This window comes from Ekhidna sp. (genome assembly GCF_039940915.1).
Classification (GTDB): domain Bacteria; phylum Bacteroidota; class Bacteroidia; order Cytophagales; family Cyclobacteriaceae; genus Ekhidna.
The window spans coordinates 344,871-365,753 of the sequence record NZ_JBDVFO010000003.1; the positions used below are offsets into that span (position 1 = coordinate 344,871).

19 protein-coding genes are annotated in these 20,883 nt (G+C 40.1%); 4 read left to right on the forward strand and 15 right to left on the reverse strand.

The genetic code is table 11. From position 1 onward, the window contains the following. Positions 1-19 precede the first annotated feature (19 nt). The 5 genes from pyrF to ABJF57_RS16510 all read right to left on the reverse strand — a co-directional run bounded on the left by pyrF (position 20) and on the right by ABJF57_RS16510 (position 4,778). The gene (gene pyrF, locus ABJF57_RS16490) at positions 20-832 is read right to left on the reverse strand and encodes an orotidine-5'-phosphate decarboxylase (protein ID WP_462232434.1); all 813 of its coding nucleotides are present in this window, start codon (positions 830-832) and stop codon (positions 20-22) included. A 102-nt stretch (positions 833-934) separates the two neighbouring features. Continuing rightward, the gene (locus tag ABJF57_RS16495) at positions 935-1,150 is read right to left on the reverse strand and encodes a hypothetical protein (RefSeq protein ID WP_350221002.1); all 216 of its coding nucleotides are present in this window, start codon (positions 1,148-1,150) and stop codon (positions 935-937) included. Positions 1,151-1,260: 110 nt separating this feature from the next. Beyond that, positions 1,261-1,506 carry an RNA recognition motif domain-containing protein gene (locus ABJF57_RS16500; protein ID WP_348279054.1) on the reverse strand — a complete coding sequence of 82 codons (246 nt, stop codon included), beginning with the start codon at positions 1,504-1,506 and terminating at the stop codon, positions 1,261-1,263. A gap of 79 nt (positions 1,507-1,585) precedes the next feature. Further along, entirely contained in the window at positions 1,586-2,212 is a 627-nt protein-coding gene (locus ABJF57_RS16505; RefSeq protein WP_462232435.1) for a LolA family protein, read from the reverse strand. A 19-nt stretch (positions 2,213-2,231) separates the two neighbouring features. Next, entirely contained in the window at positions 2,232-4,778 is a 2,547-nt protein-coding gene (locus ABJF57_RS16510; RefSeq protein WP_462232436.1) for an FtsK/SpoIIIE family DNA translocase, read from the reverse strand. Positions 4,779-4,965: 187 nt separating this feature from the next. Here ABJF57_RS16510 and ABJF57_RS16515 point away from each other — a divergent pair, with 187 nt between their 5' ends. Together ABJF57_RS16515 and ABJF57_RS16520 are read left to right on the forward strand one after the other, a co-directional pair. Beyond that, entirely contained in the window at positions 4,966-6,045 is a 1,080-nt protein-coding gene (locus ABJF57_RS16515; protein WP_462232437.1) for an AraC family transcriptional regulator, read from the forward strand. A 67-nt stretch (positions 6,046-6,112) separates the two neighbouring features. After that, positions 6,113-7,567 (forward strand): amidohydrolase family protein, encoded by a 1,455-nt coding sequence (locus ABJF57_RS16520; RefSeq protein WP_462232438.1) that lies wholly within the window; start codon positions 6,113-6,115, stop codon positions 7,565-7,567. Between the two features lie 6 nt (positions 7,568-7,573). Here the strand turns inward: ABJF57_RS16520 and ABJF57_RS16525 are convergent, their stop codons facing one another. Together ABJF57_RS16525 and xerD are read right to left on the reverse strand one after the other, a co-directional pair. Further along, complete coding sequence (locus ABJF57_RS16525) at positions 7,574-8,611, reverse strand: quinone-dependent dihydroorotate dehydrogenase (protein ID WP_462232439.1); 1,038 nt, start codon at positions 8,609-8,611, stop codon at positions 7,574-7,576. Continuing rightward, positions 8,611-9,510 (reverse strand): site-specific tyrosine recombinase XerD, encoded by a 900-nt coding sequence (gene xerD / locus ABJF57_RS16530; protein ID WP_462232440.1) that lies wholly within the window; start codon positions 9,508-9,510, stop codon positions 8,611-8,613. Before xerD ends, ABJF57_RS16525 begins: the two co-directional genes overlap by 1 nt. Positions 9,511-9,557: 47 nt before the next feature. On the opposite strand from xerD, the gene aroQ reads away from it, so the two are divergent. After that, complete coding sequence (gene aroQ, locus ABJF57_RS16535) at positions 9,558-9,992, forward strand: type II 3-dehydroquinate dehydratase (RefSeq protein WP_462232441.1); 435 nt, start codon at positions 9,558-9,560, stop codon at positions 9,990-9,992. A 31-nt stretch (positions 9,993-10,023) separates the two neighbouring features. On the opposite strand, the gene ABJF57_RS16540 is transcribed toward aroQ, so the two are convergent. Together ABJF57_RS16540 and ABJF57_RS16545 are read right to left on the reverse strand one after the other, a co-directional pair. Beyond that, positions 10,024-11,286 carry a cadherin repeat domain-containing protein gene (locus tag ABJF57_RS16540; protein ID WP_462232442.1) on the reverse strand — a complete coding sequence of 421 codons (1,263 nt, stop codon included), beginning with the start codon at positions 11,284-11,286 and terminating at the stop codon, positions 10,024-10,026. A 70-nt stretch (positions 11,287-11,356) separates the two neighbouring features. Next, a complete protein-coding gene (locus ABJF57_RS16545) occupies positions 11,357-12,442 on the reverse strand; it encodes a helix-turn-helix domain-containing protein (RefSeq protein ID WP_462232443.1) in 1,086 nt (361 codons plus the stop codon). 102 nt (positions 12,443-12,544) lie between these two features. On the opposite strand from ABJF57_RS16545, the gene ABJF57_RS16550 reads away from it, so the two are divergent. Then, a complete protein-coding gene (locus ABJF57_RS16550; RefSeq protein ID WP_462232444.1) occupies positions 12,545-13,087 on the forward strand; it encodes an EF-hand domain-containing protein in 543 nt (180 codons plus the stop codon). Positions 13,088-13,129: 42 nt separating this feature from the next. Here the strand turns inward: ABJF57_RS16550 and ABJF57_RS16555 are convergent, their stop codons facing one another. The 6 genes from ABJF57_RS16555 to ABJF57_RS16580 all read right to left on the reverse strand — a co-directional run bounded on the left by ABJF57_RS16555 (position 13,130) and on the right by ABJF57_RS16580 (position 20,882). Next, on the reverse strand, positions 13,130-15,448 hold the full coding sequence (locus tag ABJF57_RS16555) for a S41 family peptidase (protein ID WP_462232445.1): 2,319 nt from the start codon (positions 15,446-15,448) through the stop codon (positions 13,130-13,132). A gap of 97 nt (positions 15,449-15,545) precedes the next feature. Further along, entirely contained in the window at positions 15,546-16,727 is a 1,182-nt protein-coding gene (locus ABJF57_RS16560; protein WP_462232446.1) for a helix-turn-helix domain-containing protein, read from the reverse strand. A gap of 84 nt (positions 16,728-16,811) precedes the next feature. Further along, a complete protein-coding gene (locus ABJF57_RS16565) occupies positions 16,812-17,060 on the reverse strand; it encodes a DUF1059 domain-containing protein (RefSeq protein ID WP_462232447.1) in 249 nt (82 codons plus the stop codon). Then, a complete protein-coding gene (locus tag ABJF57_RS16570) occupies positions 17,041-17,553 on the reverse strand; it encodes an SRPBCC family protein (RefSeq protein ID WP_462232448.1) in 513 nt (170 codons plus the stop codon). The genes ABJF57_RS16565 and ABJF57_RS16570 overlap by 20 nt, the downstream gene beginning before the upstream one ends. Then, complete coding sequence (locus ABJF57_RS16575) at positions 17,525-17,881, reverse strand: ArsR/SmtB family transcription factor (protein WP_462232449.1); 357 nt, start codon at positions 17,879-17,881, stop codon at positions 17,525-17,527. The genes ABJF57_RS16570 and ABJF57_RS16575 overlap by 29 nt, the downstream gene beginning before the upstream one ends. 106 nt (positions 17,882-17,987) lie before the next feature. Next, positions 17,988-20,882 (reverse strand): WD40/YVTN/BNR-like repeat-containing protein, encoded by a 2,895-nt coding sequence (locus ABJF57_RS16580; protein ID WP_462232450.1) that lies wholly within the window; start codon positions 20,880-20,882, stop codon positions 17,988-17,990. Between the last annotated feature and the right edge of the window lies 1 nt (position 20,883).

Genomic DNA, 20,883 nt, shown 5'->3' on the forward strand with positions numbered 1-20,883 from the left:
TTCCAATATACGGTGCAGGCTATAATCGCTGAAGGATTTCAGCCATTTCTATCTGTATTTTTTGAGCTTGTATACCTGCTGATGACCCAAAATTTTCAGAAGAGTCTGAATATATAATACCTCTAGAGGAATTGACAAGCAATCCGCATTGTTCATTCATGCCATATTCGCATACTGCGTGGAGGTCTCCTCCCTGGGCTCCAACTCCGGGAATTAGTAGAAAGTGGTGTGGAACTATTTTCCGAATATCGGCAAGTGCTTCAGGTCTGGTTGCTCCTACTACATACATGAGGTTGTCCGCATCTCCCCATTTGGCACTTTCACGAATCACACGCTCGTAGAGCTTTTCTCCGTCGCTGGTAATTAAGTTTTGAAAGTCTAATCCGCCAGGATTACTTGTTGCAGCAAGTAGTATGACCCATTTGTTGTCGAATGCTAAAAAAGGTTTTACAGAATCTGAACCCATGTACGGAGCAACTGTCACAGAGTCAAAATTCATATTTTCGAAGAATGCACTAGCATACATGGAAGATGTATTGCCAATATCTGCACGCTTTGCATCAGCTATCGTAAAGATATCAGCGGGAATATATTCAAGAGTTTTCTGAAGCGAATCCCATCCCTTGGCTCCCTGAGCTTCGTAGAAAGCCGTATTGGGCTTGTAGGCTACAGCATATCGGTGCGTTGCATCGATGATCTGCTTGTTGAACTCGAAAACTGGATCTTTAGCTTGGAGTAGGTGATGAGGTATTTTTTTAACATCGGTATCCAATCCTACGCAGAGAAAGGACTCTTTTTCTTTGATCTTGTCAAAAAGCTGTTGACGTGTCATCAGTAGCGAGGATGATTTTAAGCTAAATTAAGAATAAAAACCTTTGGACATACCTTTTCCTATCCCCAAATAGGGACATGGTTCAAGCCATGAAAATTGAGATTATTTAAGCTCAGGAAGCTTATCATTTACGACTTTCCCTTTTTTCACTTCGCCATAGAAGTGGATGTCGTAAAGCTTTTCATACTTTTTGATGGATTGGTGTAATTCAGGAATCGTCTCACTTCTCAGTTTGATTCCTTTTCGCTCTCCTTTATGTCGAAGCTCTATGTAATATCCGTCTTTGAGTTTTACGGGAGTAGTTGCAGGTCTAGCCAAATCAATAAAATTTATATGTGCTTAACAATTATATAAAACAATGCTCGTGTAGAAAAGTTTCTACACGAGCAATTATATAAAATCAAAAACTTAGAATCTGTTTCTTGTGCTTACCCTCTAGGGTTTGCTTTCTTTACAACGATGGTTCTACCATCTAATTCTGTTTCGTTTAGGCTAGAAATAGCCTGGTTACCTTCGTCATCGTTTGGCATTTCAACAAAACCGAAACCTTTTGATCTCTGAGTGTCTCTGTCCATGATAACTTTAGCGGAATCTACTGTTCCGAATTCTTCAAATGCTTGTCTCAATGCGTCTTCTGAAGTTGCATAGTTAAGCTTAGCTACGAAAATGTTCATTAAAAAAAATAAAAAATTAAAAAGCGTCCAGACTTGTTCTGAACGGTGCAAAGGTATGCTATTTATTTGTTTTTAGCGATTATCTGAAATCTATGACTTCAACATCGGGATATTTAGACGTATCAAACGTGAAGTAACCGTCACTGAAAGGTGTTGGTGTAAAGGAGTTGATGGCGTACACATACTTATTTCCAGTCCGCTCGAAAACTTCAAATGATTTCAATTCATCTTTCACATTAATGGTCATTCTAATCTTGAAATAGCTTTTTTCTCTGCTTTCGGGATCAAGCTCTACCACACGATCACCATTGGTTTTGGTCTCTATTAATGCATATTTAAAACCCTTTTTATACAAGTCATAAACGTTGCTAAGTGTGATTTCAGATTCTTCAGCGTCATACGTGCTGATGGTCACCTCGTTAATTTCTTCATTATAGGTGTATACATCAGTGCCATTATTGAAGATTTTTTGTCCAATTACATCCAAAACGAATTTATCTCCTTTGACCGCTATATCTCCTGAGATGGTTTCGTCGAGACCGGCATTTTCATTCGTTAGTTTCTGAGAAAACGATGCTTTGAAAGATTCAACGTCTTTGTAATTACTACTCATAGCATCCAACACAGCTAAGGCAGACGGGTCGTACTGAGCATTGGTTTGCAACAGTATCAAAAGAGATAAAGATGCGATTATTAGCTTTTTCATTGGATGGATTTTCTTCTACTTAATATTTTATTTCAATTTCAGACAATAACTGTTCCAAACTATGTTCGTCAGGTATTAATACTTCTCGTGCTTTGCTCCCTTCAAAAGCTCCTACAACACCGGCCGCCTCTAACTGATCGATTAAGCGTCCTGCACGATTGTATCCCAGTTTCATTTTTCGCTGAATGAGTGAGGTAGAACCTTGCTGGTGCATGACAATGAGTCTTGCGGCATCTGCGAAAAGTGCATCTCTGTCTGATAAATCTACTTCTCCAATGCCAGTTTCACCTTCACCCACATATTCTGGTAATAGATAAGCATCATCATAGCCTCTCTGTTCGCCAATAAACTCACAAATCTTTTCTACTTCAGGTGTATCTACGAATGCACACTGCAATCGTGTCATGTCTGAGCCCATGGAAAGTAGCATATCTCCCATGCCAATCAATTGGTCGGCGCCTCCAGCATCCAGGATGGTTCTGGAGTCGATCTTGGAAGTAACTCTGAAAGAAAGCCGTGCAGGGAAGTTTGCTTTGATGATACCTGTGATGACATTGACGGAAGGCCGCTGGGTAGCGACAATCAAATGGATACCTATCGCTCGTGCCAATTGTGCAAGCCTTGCAATTGGTGTTTCTACTTCTTTCCCTGCTGTCATCATTAAATCCGCTAACTCATCAATGACGAGCACAATGTATGGGAGAAATCGGTGTCCTTTATTTGGATTAAGCTTTCGCTCGGTAAATTTCTTATTGTATTCCTTCAGATTTCTACACGCAGCACCCTTGAGTAAATCATAGCGATTATCCATTTCAATGCAGAGCGAATTAAGGGTATTCACCACTTTGGAGGTGTCAGTAATGATGGGCTCTTCACTGTCTGGGAGCTTGGCTAGAAAATGCTTCTCTACTTTGTTGAAAAGAGTTAGTTCCACTTTCTTGGGATCCACAAGTACCAATTTTAATTGGGATGGGTGTTTCTTATACAGAAGAGAAGTGAGAATAATGTTCAAGCCAACAGATTTACCTTGCCCTGTGGCACCAGCCATGAGCAAGTGAGGCATTTTGGCTAAATCTGTCACGAATACTTCGTTGGAAATGGTTTTTCCAAGCACCACAGGCAGATCCATCTTACTGTCCATGAACTTGCCAGTGGTAATTACTGAGCGTGCATCTACCATCTCTCGGTTCTTGTTTGGCACTTCGATACCGATTGTGCCTTTGCCGGGTATAGGAGCAATGATTCGAATGCCTAATGCAGCCAGACTCAATGCAATGTCATCCTCTAGATTTTTGATTTTGGAAATTTTGACTCCTGCATCGGGCACAATTTCGTAGAGCGTAACCGTTGGGCCAATGGTTGCTTTGATGCTGGAGATGCCTATTTTGAAATTGACAAGGGTTTCGATGATGCGATCTTTGTTCTGCTCCAATTCATCTTTAGTGACCGTCAACTCCTTCTCAGGGTATTCAATGAGCAGAGAAGGATTCGGAAACTTATACTTTGGCAGGTCGAGTGTCGGGTCATAATTGACGGACTCTTCTTTCACTTCTTCCTCAAATTCCTTTTGCTCTACCTCAAAGGACAAATCTTCCAGCTCTTCTTTTTTGGTGATTGGCTTTTCAATTTCTTCCTGCGGTGCTGCAACTGCTTCTGTTTCTTCCTTCTTGGCAAAAACCTTTTCCTCTACTTCTTTTGGAAGTGGTGGATCCACTTTAAACTCCGGTAAGTCTATCGTGAACTCAGGGTCTGTTTTTTCCTTTTTATTTGCTGGTTTTGGTGGGATTTTTTTCACCACCCATGTTTCAGATTCATCCTTGCTTGCATCTTCGTCTTCTACTTCCTTCTTGATTTGATCCAATACAGAAGAAATATCTGCGGTCTTGCCTTGCTTTTGTTTCTTCTCTGGAATCACCGCCTTTAGCTGATTAATTAAATTCTGGAAGGAGGGTCTGATTCCGCTAAATGCGGGTAAGCGTGTAATGTCAAAGAAAAACATGTTGAACACGACGAAGAGAAAAACCATAAATAGAATAGCGCCCCAGCCCATCAGGCTCTGGGCTATCATCGAGAGTTCATACCCGATTCCCCCACTAAGGAAACCCAACATTGATATTTCTTCCTGTGATAGTAAAAAATACCCCATTCCCATGCTGATCCAGATTAAGTAGAATACCACAAAGTTGAACGACTTGGTAATAGGCAAAAGAGCTTTATGCCAAATGATTTTATAAGCGACGATAAACAAAAAAGGAGGGATGAGAAGTGCGGCAATTCCAAACCATAAGAAAATGAAATAGTGAGCGGCCACAGCTCCAATGAGACCGAAAGCATTTTGAACTTCAATGCCTGACTCCTTGATATCTGTACGTAAGTATGCTTCAACCACACTTTGATCAGCTTGTCCGGTATTCAGATATGAGATGAATGAAACTCCCAGAGATATTGAAATCAACAACAGCGAAAGGCCAATGAATAGGTGGAATTTTCTATCGGAGATGAAATTGAATTTAAGGCTAGCTTTCTCCTTCTTTTCTGTCTTCTTCTTGTAGGTATTTTTTGCCATAGGTTATACTCCCAAAAATAATGGAGTTTTCAAGCTTGTTCAAATTCCATGTGATCAACGAATGCAAGTAATAGTAATTATTTATTCTTACCTGCTTTTATGCTAATAAATGAAAAGAAAGCATCTACTCTTATATTTTAAAATGGTTGAATTGGGTTGATGTATTATTGTTCCTAATTTAACGTAGATGCAACTTCAGATTGTAAATATCCTTCAAGTACTCCTTATTTTTCAAGGGGTTTTCTTTTGTTTTTTCCTACTTTCCTCCCCAAGAGCTAAGTATAGAAGCAATCGTTTTCTTGCTTCATTTTTAGGTCTTTTGTCTTTCCATATGACACTCAATTTGGTCTTTGAGACTTCTAGTCTTGACTTTCCAGACATTACACCAACTTTAGGGCTTCTGTATGGACCTTTGCTCTATTTATTTGTTATCTCTTTGATTCGAACAGATGGGCTGTCAACCCGCCTCTTAGCTGTACATGTTTCTCCTTGGATTGTATTCCTGCTACTGCATTTTATTTCTTTGGTAGAATTTCAAATGGTCACTGGCGCGGCAATTCTGTTCAGTATGGCTGGCTATATTTTTGGTAGTTTTCGAGCGATCGTAAAATATCAATCTGTCTTGAGTGATGTTCATTCCGAAACCAGTTCAATCAATCTTTCTTGGGTGATTCATTTGCTTTATTTATTAAGCTCCATTCTGATATTGGAGGCTATCCGCAATTTCCTTTTTGTGCCAGATTCAATTGGAGAGAAGATTGCTTATTCAGTAATGACGTTAGCACTTCTTGTTTTTGTAGTGACACTGGTCTATCGAGGATTGAAGCAGCCTAGCCTATTTGGTGGAATTTCGGTAGAGGACATTTCTATTTCAAAGGAAAAAGAAGAAAGGTATGCTTCTTCTACGATTACGGATAAGGAAATAATGGAGCACGCATCGAATCTTGAGAAGCTGATGAAAGAGAAAAAACCTTACATAAATCCGAGCTTGAAACTGAGTGAATTGGCAGAGACCATGGGGGTGAATCCTCGCCATCTATCACAAACAATAAATACTCATTTTAAAATGAATTTCTCAGAGTACGTGAATCAACATCGGATTGCGGATGCAAAAATACAACTAGCAGAATCTGTAGATTCAGGTAAGACGATTCTTGAAATTTTATATGAGACCGGGTTTAATACGAAATCCAATTTCAATCACACCTTTAAAGAACTGACCGGTAAAACACCCTCTGAATTCAAGAAAGGAGCTGAATTGGGATAAAAATGGGTCTTGAATCACGTTTCTGGTCGAAATAGCTTTTGTTACTTCTCATCATTGCCATAAAAAAATGATGAAACCAAAAAAGTTATTTGCCTGGGTTTTTAAACTCATATTCACTTTACTATTTATCACTGCACTTTCAATACCTCTTGGGGCATTTGATTTTGGGAAGAGCCCACTGACCTTGCAAAAGAAGAAGTATGCTTTTACTGGAGTTTCCATAATCACTTTGAATACATCTCCATTAGACTTTATTGCTGACACTACACTGGTGACTGAAACCTCCAGATTCGTTTCTGAAAAAAAGACTGTTCTTATTAACGATGGAAAAATTGTTTCCATCAATGATGTAGAAACTGAAATTGATGAAGGCTATGAAGTCATTGACGGGGAAGGGAAGTTTTTGATGGCTGGTCTCATGGATATGCATACCCATTTGTTCGATCGATCGGATCTACTTCTTTATTTGGCAAACGGGGTGACCACCGTGAGAAATATGATGGGCATGTCCATGCATCTTCGTTGGAGAGAGCAAGTAATAAATGGCGAATACCCAGGACCAACCATTTATACAGCGAGCCCTACGCTGAATAATGGTAAAAACACAGGCCCATTTCATAAGGTGGTAAAAACAGCAGAACAAGCGAAAAAGGCAGTTAGGAAGTATGCTGAGAAAGGCTATGATTTTATCAAGATATATGATGGTATTAATCATGAACAATTGATAGCAATAGCTGAGGAGGCTAATCGATTGGGACTTACGATAGCGGGGCATCCTTCATATGAAGTTGGCATTGATACGTTGGTCTCATCAGGGATGGTATCCATAGAGCATGCTGAAGAAGTATTGCAAGCTCTGCTGAATTATAAGTACAATGAAGGTAGGTCTCGTGAGATCGCTAGAAAAATCCGAGAGAACAATATTTATTTCACTCCAACACTCGCGGTTTATAAGCGCATTGTTGATGCGACCCTTAAAGGAGAAAAGATTTATGATGAAGATTCTTTGTACTTCATAAACCCATTGATGAGAACAATAGGTAAAAAGCAGTTGAAAGACTGGGTTGAGCTTGAAGACAACAGCAACGTACGCTTAAAGTATGATATCCTTCAGTGGATTGTTAGGGATTTTCGTGAAGAGGGCGTGTCCATATTGCTGGGAACAGATACAGGTCCAAACCTCACGATTCCAGGGTTTACGCTCCATGAGGAGATTGCACTTATGATCGAAAGTGGATTGACTACTTATGAAGTTCTATATAGTGGTACCGTTGCTTCAGCGAAAGCCCTTGGAATGGAGCATGCTAAAGGGGCTGTGGAGATAGGTATGGATGCTGATTTGATTTTACTGGAAAAGAACCCGTTGCTGGACGTCTCTACATTGAAGGTTCCGGCTGGGGTTATGAAGGATGGCGTATGGTATGATAAATCTTCGCTAACCATTCTTTTGGAAGAGGCTAAAGACCATGCAAGCGGCTTTAGAACCTTCGGAAGACTGCTGGGTCAAATCATTGGTAAATAACAGATTTCAATCTGTTGGAAGCGTATTCGCAAGGCCTGCATTGATTTTACGGATCAATGCGGGCCCTTCATATACTAATCCTGTATAAATCTGAACCAGTGTGGCTCCAGCTTGTATTTTATCAATAGCATCTTGAGCTGAATGTATACCACCCACTGCAATGATGGGAACATTCGGAAGGTGTTTTCTGATATATTTTAAAACCTCATTGGACTTTTTGAATACTGGCTTGCCACTTAGTCCACCGGCTCCAATTGCATCTATTTTCTCTGTGCTGGTTTTTAAATTTGACCGATCGATGGTGGTATTGGATACGATTAATCCATCGAGATTCACCTCATTCGTGATGGAAATGATATCATCAAGCTGAGATTCAGTTAGGTCTGGGGCAATTTTTAGTAGGAGTGGTTTAGGGGATTCCTTTTTGGCATTATCTTCCATCAGGGCCTTTAATAATTTCATTAAGGGCTCTTTTTCTTGTAATTCTCTCAGGCCGGGCGTGTTTGGAGAGCTTACATTTACGACAAAATAGTCGACGTAATCAAACAATTCTTCAAAACAAATGCGATAGTCATTTAACGCATTTTCATTGGGAGTGACTTTGTTCTTCCCGATGTTGCCGCCAACGATTATGTCTGACTTTCGATTCTTCAATCGCTGAACAGCGTCTTCAACGCCTTCATTATTGAAACCCATGCGATTGATTAATGCCTCATCCATAGGAAGTCGAAAAAGGCGAGGTTGAGGATTACCAGGCTGACCTTTTGGCGTAAGTGTGCCGATTTCAATGAAGCCAAATCCAAGATTTGAAAAGTCATCTATCAGTTCGGCATTTTTGTCAAAGCCTGCAGCCAGACCTACTGGATTCTTGAATTTTAACCCAAATACCTCCCGTTCTAAACGTTGGTCTTCAAAATTGAACATTCCTTTGATGAGAGACTTGCCTAACGGAAGTTTTAAAACAATGTGAAGTAAACCGGTTGTGATTTTGTGAGCCTTTTCAGGTGAAAAGAGGAAGAGTATTGGTTTCAAGAGGTTATACATCAGCTTCTCGGATGAAATTGGGTGATTACTTGTTTCAAATAATCCCGATCAAGGTGTGTGTAGATTTCCGTCGTGGTGATGGATTCATGTCCCAACATTTCTTGCACGGCACGTAAATCGGCACCTCCTTCGATCAGGTGAGTTGCAAAGCTATGACGAAATGTGTGTGGACTGATGTTTTTCTTCAAACCAATTTTAACGGCCAGATCTTTAATCACCATGAACACCATTACGCGACTGATCGCCTTCCCTCGTTTGGTTACGAATAAATGATCCTCAAAACCTTGTTTCACATCAATATGAACCCTTATTTCGTCCCTAAATATCTTGATGTGTTTCAAAGCCGAACGACCTATTGGTACGAGGCGCTCTTTGCTACCTTTTCCAATGACTCGTAAAAAACCAATATCCTCGTGAATGTTGCTGATTTTCAAGTTGATGAGCTCAGAAACACGTAAGCCGGAGCTGTAAAGTGTTTCTAGCATCGCCCGATTTCTTGTGCCTTCCGGTGTGGACATGTCAATAGCCTCGAATAGTTGTTCTATTTCTGGTAAGTCAAGTGTATCTGGGAGCTTACGTCCAAGTTTGGGAGCTTCAAGTAATTCTGAGGGGTCTTTCGTAATCACTTCTTCATATATGAGGAACCTAAAGAAAGACTTTAGCCCTGAAACCATACGAGCTTGTGTGTATGCTGACATTCCTAGCTCATTGATGAATTCCAGAAAATCGATGAGATCCTGCTGAATGACTTTAGTAGGAGAGGTGTCTCTTGCTTTTAGCTCAAAAAATTGCCTCAGCTTCGAAATATCGGCGATATAAGCGTCCACTGAGTTTTTTGCTAGCGAGCGTTCAAGCTTCAGATAATTTTTAAATTGCTTGGTATATAAATCCCAGGGCAAGTGATTATAATTTTTGCATCTAAATTAGCTCCTAATCCTTCATTTCAATGAAAATTCTGATCTTAAACGGACCAAACTTAAACCTACTTGGAAAACGAGAACCTGAAATCTATGGAAGTAAATCTTTCGAAGATTTTTTTGAGGAGCTTAAAAGCCAATTTGAAAGCCACTCAATGGAATATTTCCAATCCAATCATGAAGGTGCTTTGATCGATAAACTGCATGCGGTTGGTTTTAGCTATGATGGAATTGTGTTTAATCCCGGGGCTTACACACATACGAGCATTGCTTTGCGCGATGCGATTGCTGGAATTGATGCACCTGTTTTTGAAGTTCATATCTCCAACCTTGCAGCGCGTGAAGATTTTAGACAGACGAGCTATGTAAAAGATGTTTGTGCGGGATCAATCAATGGTATGGGACTTGAGGGGTATGTGGTAGCTATGGAAGAATTGATAAAAACAAAGCCGCATAATAGTTAAATACAATGCGACTTTGCTCATAGCTGGAAGTTTACAAGTCCTTGAATTCAATGATTTGTTCTAGTTTAATGTTTCCAGGGTCTCTTCCTCGTTCGTCACTGAATTTAAAATCACCGGTGTATTCGAAATGAAGATTGGCCTTTGACGCGTTTATATATTGTTTTGATTTCACATCGTATAAGGTCACTTCTACATTATAGTTGAGTGTTGGATTACCACCTCCATTGGGAATCACTTTTACTGATCCTCCGGTGATGCCGTACACAATATCTTCTTCGTTGATACTAACACTTCCATCGTTGTTGCCGTCGATAATGATGGCGCCTGAATGAATAAAAGCTATCCCAAGGACATCTTCTCTTCTAGTTGTTGCGGTATCTATATAAATGAATTCGCCAGGGTTAAATGAGAATAATCCCTTGGAGAAGAGCACACCGAATACACCAATCGTTCCGCCTGTGACTACAAAATTGCCAGTAGCTTCACTGAAGGAGTACTCACCATCAGCCAAAGCATAGGTTCTAGCGTAGTGGAATGCACTCACATTCGTGATACCTAATTCTCTTATAAGGCCATCTTTCATGGTGAAATTAGTTTCGGCAAGCTCGAAGGAAGCGTTTGGCTCATCTACATCTAAAATATCAATGGTGATGGGAGCTGAGGAAGTGAGTTTCGCAGGATCTTCAACCAAAATGGTAAGCGTATAGGAGTCTTTCGTTTCATGATCCAATTTCAACGTAGAGCCGAGCTTTAATTCACCATTACTCAAGGTGACCTGAAATAGGTCATCTGTATTGCCACTTAGAATCGTGTATTTCAAATTCCCCCCATTTGGATCAGTAGCTTGAATTGTCCCAATGCTTAGTCCGATTACCGCATCTTCGGCTACACTAAAAGTCTGTGCATCAATGATGGGTGGCCGATTACCTTCCTCAACATTGATTGTAATGATAGCTGCTGCTATTGCTTTTCCATCACTTACCTCAACACTCAATTGGTATTTGCTAGTTGTTTGAAAGTCAATGTTCGCATTTGAATTGATAGTTAGCTCACCTGTACTGGTGTTTAAAGCGAAGGTGTTGTCTAAGTTTCCCGAAATAATGGAATAGCTAAGTTGATCTCCATCCGGGTCGAATGCGGCCAATAAACCAACTCTGTCACCTGTTTGAATTTCTTCAGGTATCGAAAAAGTGCGGTCGCTAAATAGTGGAGTGTTGTTGGCTGGTCCATCTTCTCCACAGCTGGTGATCATTATCCAAAAAATAAAGTTTGCGAAAATAAAGTACTTATTCATGATGAGTTTTATTTCAAAATAAACCCGTGAATAAGCAATAGAGAAGCTATAATCGACGCAAGATGTTCAATTAAACTTTAGATGAACTTCCTTTTAGCTGAAGTGAACTTATGTATTCTTTAGGGAGCATTCCAGTCTCTTTTTTGAAGGCTTTAATGAATGTGGTTTTCGAATTAAAGCCCGCCTCTTCAGCAATGGTTTTAATCGTAAATTTTTTATCCTCTCCTTTTTCGAATCGATCAATGATATCTAATATTCTATGTTCGTTTATGAAATCGTAGTAGCTACGCTTAAAGTGTTCTTTAAGCACATGAGTTAAAGAGGTAGGGGATGTCTTGAGTTCAGCTGCTAGAATGGCAAGTGAAAGATCTGATTTCCGGAAAAGCTTCCCCGTTTGCATTAATTCTTTGAGACTACAGGCTAAATCCAAAGTTTTTGGAGATATGGGCTTCTTATCGGCAGCTATTATAGATACTGATTTAATTGGGTTTAGAATGAAATGATAAGCCAAGTAAAAGTTTAAGTATACCATCAATATCCATAATGGATAGAATGCTGTATCCGGAAGTTGAGAGGGGTATACAGCCAAATCAGCTAAAAAAGATCCTACCCATAAAAAATAGATCACTACGATTACGATAAACACATGTCTGAGACTTGAAATATTGGTGCTTTCCTTGAGAAATATTTTTATTGCTTTATAGACGAAGTACCCTGTATAAATAACGGCTAATGATTCATACACAAGGAGTGTAAGAACATCATATAGAATGTCATATTTGTCTGAAATGGAAAAGAAATAAATGTAGACCCAAACCAAAACGGTTATTAATACATCCAAATATCCAGCAATGAATATTTTATGCTTATTGATGCTTTTTGGGTTGCTACCAAATAGCGCATTGGAAAAAAGATAAATATAGGGACCTAAGAAGAACACAACTGGAAAACGATCCAGACAAATCCACTCAAAATTTTCCACCCAATATGGTAAAATTATCCAGCTAGCAAAATTGACCGATGATAAGAAAATAAACATCGCCAGGGCATGATTAACCTGACTGTTTCTTTTGGGGTTCAAGTAGATTAACCCAAGAAAGAAGACAGAGTTGATGAGACTGGTGAGCAGAATGATTTCAACAAATCCTAATTCCATAGCTATTCAATTAGATTGTTAGTTTGAATAAAGTTATAGGTTAATCGAAAGTGAATTGCTATATAGCTAGCAAATAGTAACTTTCCATCAAACTTCCGCCTCATGACTGATTTACAAAAGCAAAAAGTGCTTCATTTTTTCAATGTTCTTGATAACAATGGAAACGGCATTCTTGAAAAAGACGATTTTGAACTTGTCGGTGATAAGATTAGTGATATCATCGGTTTTAGCGATAATGCCCGGGAACGCCTCTTACTAAAATTGAAAGCGCATGGTCTTTTCTTGCAAATCCTGAAGGATATTGATAAAGAAGAGGCAGAGCTAGCACCTGAAGAATGGGTTCAATTTTTTGATAAGGTTGTACTGTCACAGCCAAATGATTATGTCAATCAATCATCAACTTATCTATTTTCATTGTTTGATCAGGATGGTGATGGTCACATAGATGAACGTGAATACATTGACATGTTCAAAGCGTATGGCCTATACATGTCGGTTGCTAAAAAAGCTTTTGATCAGCTGGATATCAATGGTGATGGACGCATCAGTGGAGGAGAGCTTGTGAAAGCTTTTGAAGATTTCTTCATGTCTGCAGATGAAAAGGCGCCAGGAAACTGGATATTCGGTGACTGGCGAAATGGTTAGTGCGCACTTCAAGTAGTTGAAGCACGCACTTAATCTGTGATTTTATTTACCAATCAATTCCAATACTGCTTGAAGTTCGGTGTCTACACCATTGGCTAGGTCTTCCCAATTTTTCTCAACATAAATGTGTGGTTTTATGCCTGCATCTTTCGCCTCTCCCGAAACGGGAGGAACATACATGTTGATGACGGGGATGTCTATTTCTATTCTAGAGTTTGGAAGCCTTAAGAAAAATATGAAACTGCCGTTGGTTCCAAGTTGATTGCCCCCTGTTTCCTGACCGACCAATGTTACATCATTCATTTGCTTTGCATAAGCTGCCATTAAATGTGTGGCGGAGCTGTTTGCAGCAGAAGTAAGGAGAAACACCTTTCCTTTATAGCCATTCTTTTTAGGCTTATATGTTTTTCCTGCCACAGAATACTTCTCTTTAAGCACATAACTGTCACCATCTATCGAATCAATTTTTCCATTGAAATCGTAAGGAAATTTTGCCCAGGTACTGATATACTTTTTGAATTGCTCAGGTATGGACAGATACCTAACCGACGACTTCATCGCTGGGGCTTTAAACGATGTTTTCATGATGCGTTCAAGAATGTATTCCCCTACTTCTCCCTGACCACCCTCGTTTTCCCGAATGTCTATTATTAAGTTAGGAATGGCCTTGTTATTCAATTCTTCAAAAGCCTCATCTATAAGCTGTTTCCAGTTGAATTCATTTCGCTGAACCGCAAATGAATTGATGGATAAGATTCCAGTCTTATCATTTAATATGCTAAAATTCCATCCATCGCGAAGACTGGTTTCAACATCTGGATATCTCTCACTTAGTTTTTTGGTTCTATTTGTTTTAGAAATGGCCTTTACTGTTTCCTGAAAAGCCTCTTTGGTTTGAAAACTTTTGAGTGTAAGCTGGAATTCATCGGTACTTCCAAATTCAATGGGATAGAAAATGTCAAAAAGAGAAAACTTCTCATTACCTGTTAGAGATAATCGTTCTAGTTTCTTTTCGTAGTTGTTTCCATCTGACGTAACATATTGGGCCAAGGTTGTCAGGATTACGTTTGTTTCCACACCATTGATGCTGAGGATTTCATCCCCTCGCATTACGCTGTTGTTTTCAGAGGCATTCTTGTCTATGAATAGCCTTTTTCCTATTCGCTTGAAGGTAAGCGGAAGTTTATCCGGTTGGTGAAAAATTGCTTGTTTAATATCCGGCCCTTGATTCCAGGGATTTGTAAATGTGTGGCTGCATTTAATTTTAGCAGCAAACTTTGAAACAGACTTGAACACATTCACAACATTCGGTTGAGCGATCATCTCTTTTTCCAGAACTTCAAAATCTTGTTGCAAATCAATTGAATCTCTGTATTTGTAGACTGCTGGATGAATGTATTCTATCGTTTTTCTGAGCACTTCAATATCTTCTTTGATCTGATTTTCGGTATATGCCAATCCACTGATTTGATCAGCTGAGTAATATTGAAATTCGTTGAATACGTATGCCTTTGAAACGATTTCATCTTTGAACCAAAGAATCCTTCGATCTGAACCTTCCAGCTCAATTTCATTGCCGTTTACAAATTTGAACCTAACATACCTTGCGGGTGTGTTAAAAGTGATTTCAGCCTCGTAGATTCCATCCTTATTCTCATCAGAAAGTGGAAAGACTTTGTCCGAGGAAAGAGGGCTGATACTTCCTTTGACTCCAACTGTGTTTACTTCAGTTACCTGATTCATGTCAACAGAGATTTTAATTGTTCTTTCCTGAGCAATCGCAGAATGAGTACCCAGTGTACTAGCTGCAATCAAGATAATCGACAGAACTTTTGGGATTGAAGGGGTAATTTGATCAATGGGAGTGTGAATGAGCCTTTTGCGTTGCACCACTTTAGCGATGATATAGTCGAATCCAAATCTACCAGAGCCCATCGCAAGGCTATGCATGCTGACCCATAGGAAGCCAGCGGCGGGTAACATATTCCACATACCATTACCCCATTGCTGAAGAAAAATAGCTCCAAACATTGTGCTCATGATGAGAAATGAAGCCACACGCGTTTTCAAACCAAGCGCAAGCATCAATCCACCGATGGTTTCACTTGCAGCTGCTATCCAGGCAAAGAAGTATGGAGTCAATGCGAAAATGCCACCAAAAGTGGCGACATCTTGAACAAACCATTCAGGGATTCCCAGAAATGGAAGATCATTAGAAGACCAGGGTACTCCAAATTTTGAAGATCCAAAATCAAAGGCAAGTAACAATCCACAGATAATTCTTGGAATAGCTACCATTGCATCTCCGAGTTTAGTCGATTGGAGTTTTGTTTTTACGAGAGTTTCAACAATTCGTATCATGAGTTTTTAGTTTTAAATGATGACTCAAAACTCAGCGTATGCAGAACGGAAATCGTCTCAGAAGATGTGAATGAGGATCAAATCATGAATTGAGACCTTATTTACTCAATTGATTGAGGTACTCGGAAGGGGATTGATTCTCTGACTTTTTAAATGCCCGGTTGAACGTAGCTTTACTATTGAAACCGGCTTCAAATGCAAGCCCCAAAAGCGATAGATTTTTATGCTTTCCCTCAGCAATGAGACGTTTGGTCTCTTGAATTCTATAGGAATTGATGAAGTCATTGAATCTGGATTCAAACCCCTGGTTGATTACATCCGATAATTCTTCACGTGACATGTCAAGTTTTTCTGACAAGCTAATAAGCGTAAGTTCAGGATCAAGAAATGGTTTATGTTCGGCAAAGTAACTACTAATGTCAGCTTGCCTCGCACTTAGTTTATCTTCGGAGATTCTTTTGATCAGCGTATGCTCCTTGTTTGCAGGAACAGCAAAAGATGCGAAATCAATACTACTAAGCTCAGTTACTTTGGTGAAATACCCCTTGATACCGACATAGATGATCGCTATGCCTGACGATAGATAAAACAACCATTCCTGAATCCAACTCAAGTCAACGATGAGCTCATTTACAACCGTTTGAATGCTATAGAATAAGTATAGAAATGAATATGCAGCTAAGAAATTTTGCAACCAATTGAGTTCAAGCTTATAGGTATTGGCAAAGTAGTGTTTAATCTTCTCTCTAAAATCAAAAAATATCTGGAATGAAAATGCCAGATATAGTAACATCTGAATTGTTCGGAAAAGAAAAAGAAACGGGTTGACATATTTCCATTCAAAGTTGATAACCATAGGTCCGTTTTGTACTTCATTAAATCCAGTTGATTGTAAGTCTGAAATGAGGATGAAGACTTTAATTAAGAAGTAGATAATTGCTGGAATGAAATGCCAGAGTCGAATTTCACTGAGTCTGAAATCAGGTTTGATGGTGGATTTAATGTAGAAAAAGAGGAGGGGGGCTAGCGCCAAGGAGAAATCGATGAGGTAATAGTTAACCTTGGTGGTTCTATAGGTATCATACCATTCCATGAAGCCAATGGTGTAAGTGGTCTGATGATAGCAGGTGATCAATAGGATCAAACCAAGAAGGAGGTCAGAGGCATTTCTCTGCTTATGGTAACGCTTGAGGAGTAGAAAGCTGAAAATAAGTCCCTGTATGGACAGAAGAAGCAAAGATGATCCGTAGATGTTAAATACGGGAAATACCAGAAGCATGTAGTCAATGATGATTAGGAACCAAATATATCTTTTTGATTCCTAATCACTGAAGTATTCGGCCGCTACTTCTGACACAATCTATTAACTCTTATGTTTGGATTGGGGAAGTGCCTCAAACTCTCTTCGCTTATCTTCAAGCCAAGCTTGCATCTTTTCTGGTGCTTGCATGAGTTCTTGTATTTCTCCCATGGCTTTTAAGTGGGCATCGTCTCCCTTTTGATACATTTCCATGCCGTGCTTTTTACTTTGCTCAGCCATGTCTTCAAATGTTTCTGCATGAAACTCGAGATCACAAACTCCTCCCAGTTGTTTACATGTCATTGTCTTCATTTTCTTTCTTATTTAGTTGTTGATATTTATGTATGATTTTCTTTGCTAGAAACTCTGCCAGTTGATTGAATACAGATCCCCATCCATTGTAAACACCCATTTTTTCTTGCTGGAGTTTATACTCCTCCGTAGGATGGATCACGTTGAAGGTGAAATCTGTCTGTTCGCCTTTTGCTGTTAACAAAACTTCCATAGTCACGCCTTCTGTCATAGGGAGGAAGTTGGCAGTTGTTATCAATTTACCTGGTTCGTCAATTTCCAGGTACTCGCCCTCTGCAATGAAATCTCTACCATTTGGCATGGCCATTATGTATTTCCATTTACCCCCGACTTTGAATTCATGGGTGACGATTTTCGTTGCTATTCCTTTTGGTCCCCACCATTTTACGATGTGCTCCGCATTTGTCCAAGCTTCCCATACCAATGCTATGGGTGCATCCAAAGTGCGCTGAATGGTAATCGTTCTATTTTGTGCGTCGTTTGTCCGTGGCATTTATTGATTGTTTTTCTTTTAATTCCATTAAATATTCTTCGAAAGAGTCGATGCGATCTTCCCATAGTTTACGATACTGCTCGATCCATAGAAATGCAGGAACAAGACTTGCAGGTTGAATTCGACAGAACCGTTCTCGCCCTTTTTGCGATACTTCTACCATGCCGCACTCCTCCAATACCTTGATTTGTTGAGAAACAGCGGGCCTGCTAATAGCGAAGTGATCTGCTAAAGCATTCAGATTCATTGGCTCTTCAGACAATAAATGAATGATCTCTCTTCGTGTTGGATCTGCAATCGCTTGAAATACATCTCTTCTTGCGTTCATTGTTGATACGTAAGTATTTGCTTACAAATATATATGTAAGCAAATACTTACGCAAATGAATTAAAAAAAAACCACCTGCTTGAGATGGTTTCTTAGAATGCTTTAGCTACTCCTTTCTTCCTTTTCTTTCTCTAGGTTTTTTAATGGTGAGAGGTGTCTCCACATTTGTATCACCTACAGTAATTCGAACAGTATACTCGCCAGCAGTTAGGTAGTACTCACCGTTTTCAGCTGCTTCATAGCCTTCTTTTTGAGCGTCTTCAAGTAGTTCTTTGAACGAAGCAGCTGTTTTTAAGCTTACTTCAATCAAATTGAGCCCCTTATCAGCTGATACTTCTTGCGAAGAGACCACTTGATCATTGTAGCTGATTTCTATTTTTCCATTGGCGGTGCTATTCGAGTAGAAGTTGACATCAATCGAAGGCTCTATTACATCGCCCCATGTGCCCGCCTTACGACCCCAACGTGTGCTGAATCTCACTTCTTCTAAGGAAAAAGCATGTAAGCCTTTGGCCAGAATATCCTTATTCAATTGCTGAATCAGCGACACATTTCCAATATAGATCCCGCGACCATGAGTGCCCAGTACCAAATCTTTCTCTCTGGGGTGTACGATTAAATCGTGTACAGGAGTGTTTGGTAATCCAGCAGCGAAAGCTTGGTAACTGTTGCCCCCGTCCAACGACACATATACTCCATGATCTGTACCCACGTAAATGATGTCTTCATTGTTTGGATCTTCTTTCACCACATTCACGGGTTCGCTTGGAAGGTTGCTGGAGATGTTTTTCCAGTTTTTGCCATAATTATCACTTCTGTAAACCATTGGTTCGAAATTGTCCCATCTGTATCCGTTAAAAGAAGCATAAACGCGTCCTTCGCTATGTGATGACGCGACAACCGTGCTCACCCAAAAATTGGCTGGAAGACCATCTGTGACTTTGGCCCAGGTGTCACCTACATCATCTGAGCGATGAATCAGTCCATCATCACTTCCAACATAAAGCAATCCAAATCGTGTGGGAGACTCAGAAATCGTGGTGAGCGTTCCATAGCTTACATCACCCTTCTTACCACCTTGTGTCAAATCCTCGCTTAGGGTTTCAAAGTTCTCGCCCATGTCCATGGAACGATGGAATCGATTGCTACCAAAGTACACGATATCCTGGTTGTGGCTAGAGAGTGTAATAGGTGCTTCCCAGTTCCATCGGTAAGGAGAATCCCCCAACTCATGTCGAGGCGTGATGTATTTTCTTTCTCCAGTTTCTGTATTGATTCTGAAATAATTACCAAATTGATAACCTGTGTACACGATTTTATTCTCTCGCGTATCCACCGCTACCTGCATCCCATCACCGCCCATTAATCTTTCATACGGATACCTGCCATTTTGGTACCAGCGGCGGGAATATTCATAAGTGCTCGGCCCTTTCCATACTCCGTTATCTTGGAGTCCTCCGTATACATTGTAGGGTTTAGCCATATCCACAGCGATGGAATAGAATTGACCAACTGATGGCGAATTACAGTTTATCCAGGTGGCTCCGGTATCATAACTCACGTACACACCACCGTCATTTCCAAGGATCAGATGTCTCGAATCAGACGGGTTGATCCATAGAGCATGATGATCCACATGCACATTGGCTTCATTGATGCTCTTGAATGTTTTACCGCCATCGTCAGATCTAACTATTGGGACACCCATGGTGTAGATCACATCAGGATTATTTGCGTCCACACGTACCTGACCAAAGTAGTAACCATAAGAATAGATCATACTTTCGATGTAATCTTCATGCGTTTTGCTCCACGTTTTTCCTGCATCAGTAGAACGGTACATTTCTCCTCCTTTCACCGGAGTATCAAAAAGTAAAGAGTTAGCATCTTCGGTGTAAATCACCAAATCCACTGGCTTGACTTTACCTGCTTCAACATCCTTTTTGATGTCTACCGCATTATACTTTCCAGGGAAGCCATAGTTGTCTAGAAATTTGTTGATTTCACTGTTTTCCAATGCAAGAAACTGCTGATTATTCATGGACCTTAGCTGATCTTTAGTAATGCCTTCACTTTGATCCTCATCTTCTTTGTCTCTTCTATCCTGATTATCCAAAATGGCATAAACGATATTCGGATCAGATGGGGCGAATGAAAGCCCTATTCTTCCCGTGCCATTTGTATCAGGAAATCCAGAATCATCCCCAATTTCTCTCCAAGTATCTCCACCGTCTTCAGAACGATACAAAGCAGTGCCAACTCCAGCTTCTTCGAAATTCCACGCTTTTCGATCTTTTTCCCATGCTGCTGCAATTAGCGTATTGGGATTGCTGGGATGAATAATCAGGTCCACTATGCCCGTTCGGTTACTTACGAATAATGTCTTGTTCCATGTCTGCCCTCCATCGGTAGATTTATATACTCCTCGTTCTGGATTTTCTGAATAGAGATGTCCCAAGGCACCAACCCAGAGCGTATTTGCATTGGAAGGGTCGATGAGAATCCGGCCAATGTGGTGCGTTTCTGTCAGCCCAATTCCTTCCCAGGTTGCACCATTGTCAGTTGATTTGAACATGCCATATCCTGAGTAAGAAGAGCGGCTCGAATTGTTTTCACCAGAGCCCACATAAATAATGTCATTTCTCCAGTCTATTGCGATATCCCCTATGGTCATGACTATTTGATTATCAAATAGTGGTTCGAATGAGGTTCCGTTATTTTTTGTCTCCCAAAGAGAACCTGACGCATAGGCCACATAGAAGTGTGAAGGATCTTCAGGGTCTACAGCTAAATCGACGACACGCCCACTCATCACTGTAGGTCCCACGTTTCTGAAAGGGACGTTTTTTACGAGGGAGCTTTGTTCAAGCTTTAAACGTTGCTGATAACCATTCCAGCGTTCTTGTGCTGTGGTCTTAGGGACATCATCGGTTTTTTTCTTTCGCTGAGCGGGAAGAATAATTGTAACGGCTAAAAAGAGAAGTAGGTAAATGATTCTCATG

Excerpts from the sequence above, each read along its gene's own strand:
- ABJF57_RS16560 (WP_462232446.1), bottom strand. The coding sequence starts at position 16,727 with ATGCTTCTGGTATTTCCCGTATTTAACATCTACGGATCATCTTTGCTT.
- ABJF57_RS16570 (WP_462232448.1), bottom strand. The coding sequence starts at position 17,553 with ATGCCACGGACAAACGACGCACAAAATAGAACGATTACCATTCAGCGC.
- pyrF (WP_462232434.1), bottom strand. The coding sequence starts at position 832 with ATGACACGTCAACAGCTTTTTGACAAGATCAAAGAAAAAGAGTCCTTT.
- ABJF57_RS16510 (WP_462232436.1), bottom strand. The coding sequence starts at position 4,778 with ATGGCAAAAAATACCTACAAGAAGAAGACAGAAAAGAAGGAGAAAGCT.
- ABJF57_RS16565 (WP_462232447.1), bottom strand. The coding sequence starts at position 17,060 with ATGAAGACAATGACATGTAAACAACTGGGAGGAGTTTGTGATCTCGAG.
- ABJF57_RS16575 (WP_462232449.1), bottom strand. The coding sequence starts at position 17,881 with ATGAACGCAAGAAGAGATGTATTTCAAGCGATTGCAGATCCAACACGA.
- ABJF57_RS16545 (WP_462232443.1), bottom strand. The coding sequence starts at position 12,442 with ATGGAATTAGGATTTGTTGAAATCATTCTGCTCACCAGTCTCATCAAC.
- ABJF57_RS16525 (WP_462232439.1), bottom strand. The coding sequence starts at position 8,611 with ATGTATAACCTCTTGAAACCAATACTCTTCCTCTTTTCACCTGAAAAG.
- ABJF57_RS16540 (WP_462232442.1), bottom strand. The coding sequence starts at position 11,286 with ATGAATAAGTACTTTATTTTCGCAAACTTTATTTTTTGGATAATGATC.
- aroQ (WP_462232441.1), top strand. The coding sequence starts at position 9,558 with ATGAAAATTCTGATCTTAAACGGACCAAACTTAAACCTACTTGGAAAA.
- ABJF57_RS16500 (WP_348279054.1), bottom strand. The coding sequence starts at position 1,506 with ATGAACATTTTCGTAGCTAAGCTTAACTATGCAACTTCAGAAGACGCA.
- ABJF57_RS16515 (WP_462232437.1), top strand. The coding sequence starts at position 4,966 with ATGCAACTTCAGATTGTAAATATCCTTCAAGTACTCCTTATTTTTCAA.
- ABJF57_RS16505 (WP_462232435.1), bottom strand. The coding sequence starts at position 2,212 with ATGAAAAAGCTAATAATCGCATCTTTATCTCTTTTGATACTGTTGCAA.
- ABJF57_RS16520 (WP_462232438.1), top strand. The coding sequence starts at position 6,113 with ATGATGAAACCAAAAAAGTTATTTGCCTGGGTTTTTAAACTCATATTC.
- ABJF57_RS16580 (WP_462232450.1), bottom strand. The coding sequence starts at position 20,882 with ATGAGAATCATTTACCTACTTCTCTTTTTAGCCGTTACAATTATTCTT.
- ABJF57_RS16555 (WP_462232445.1), bottom strand. The coding sequence starts at position 15,448 with ATGATACGAATTGTTGAAACTCTCGTAAAAACAAAACTCCAATCGACT.
- ABJF57_RS16550 (WP_462232444.1), top strand. The coding sequence starts at position 12,545 with ATGACTGATTTACAAAAGCAAAAAGTGCTTCATTTTTTCAATGTTCTT.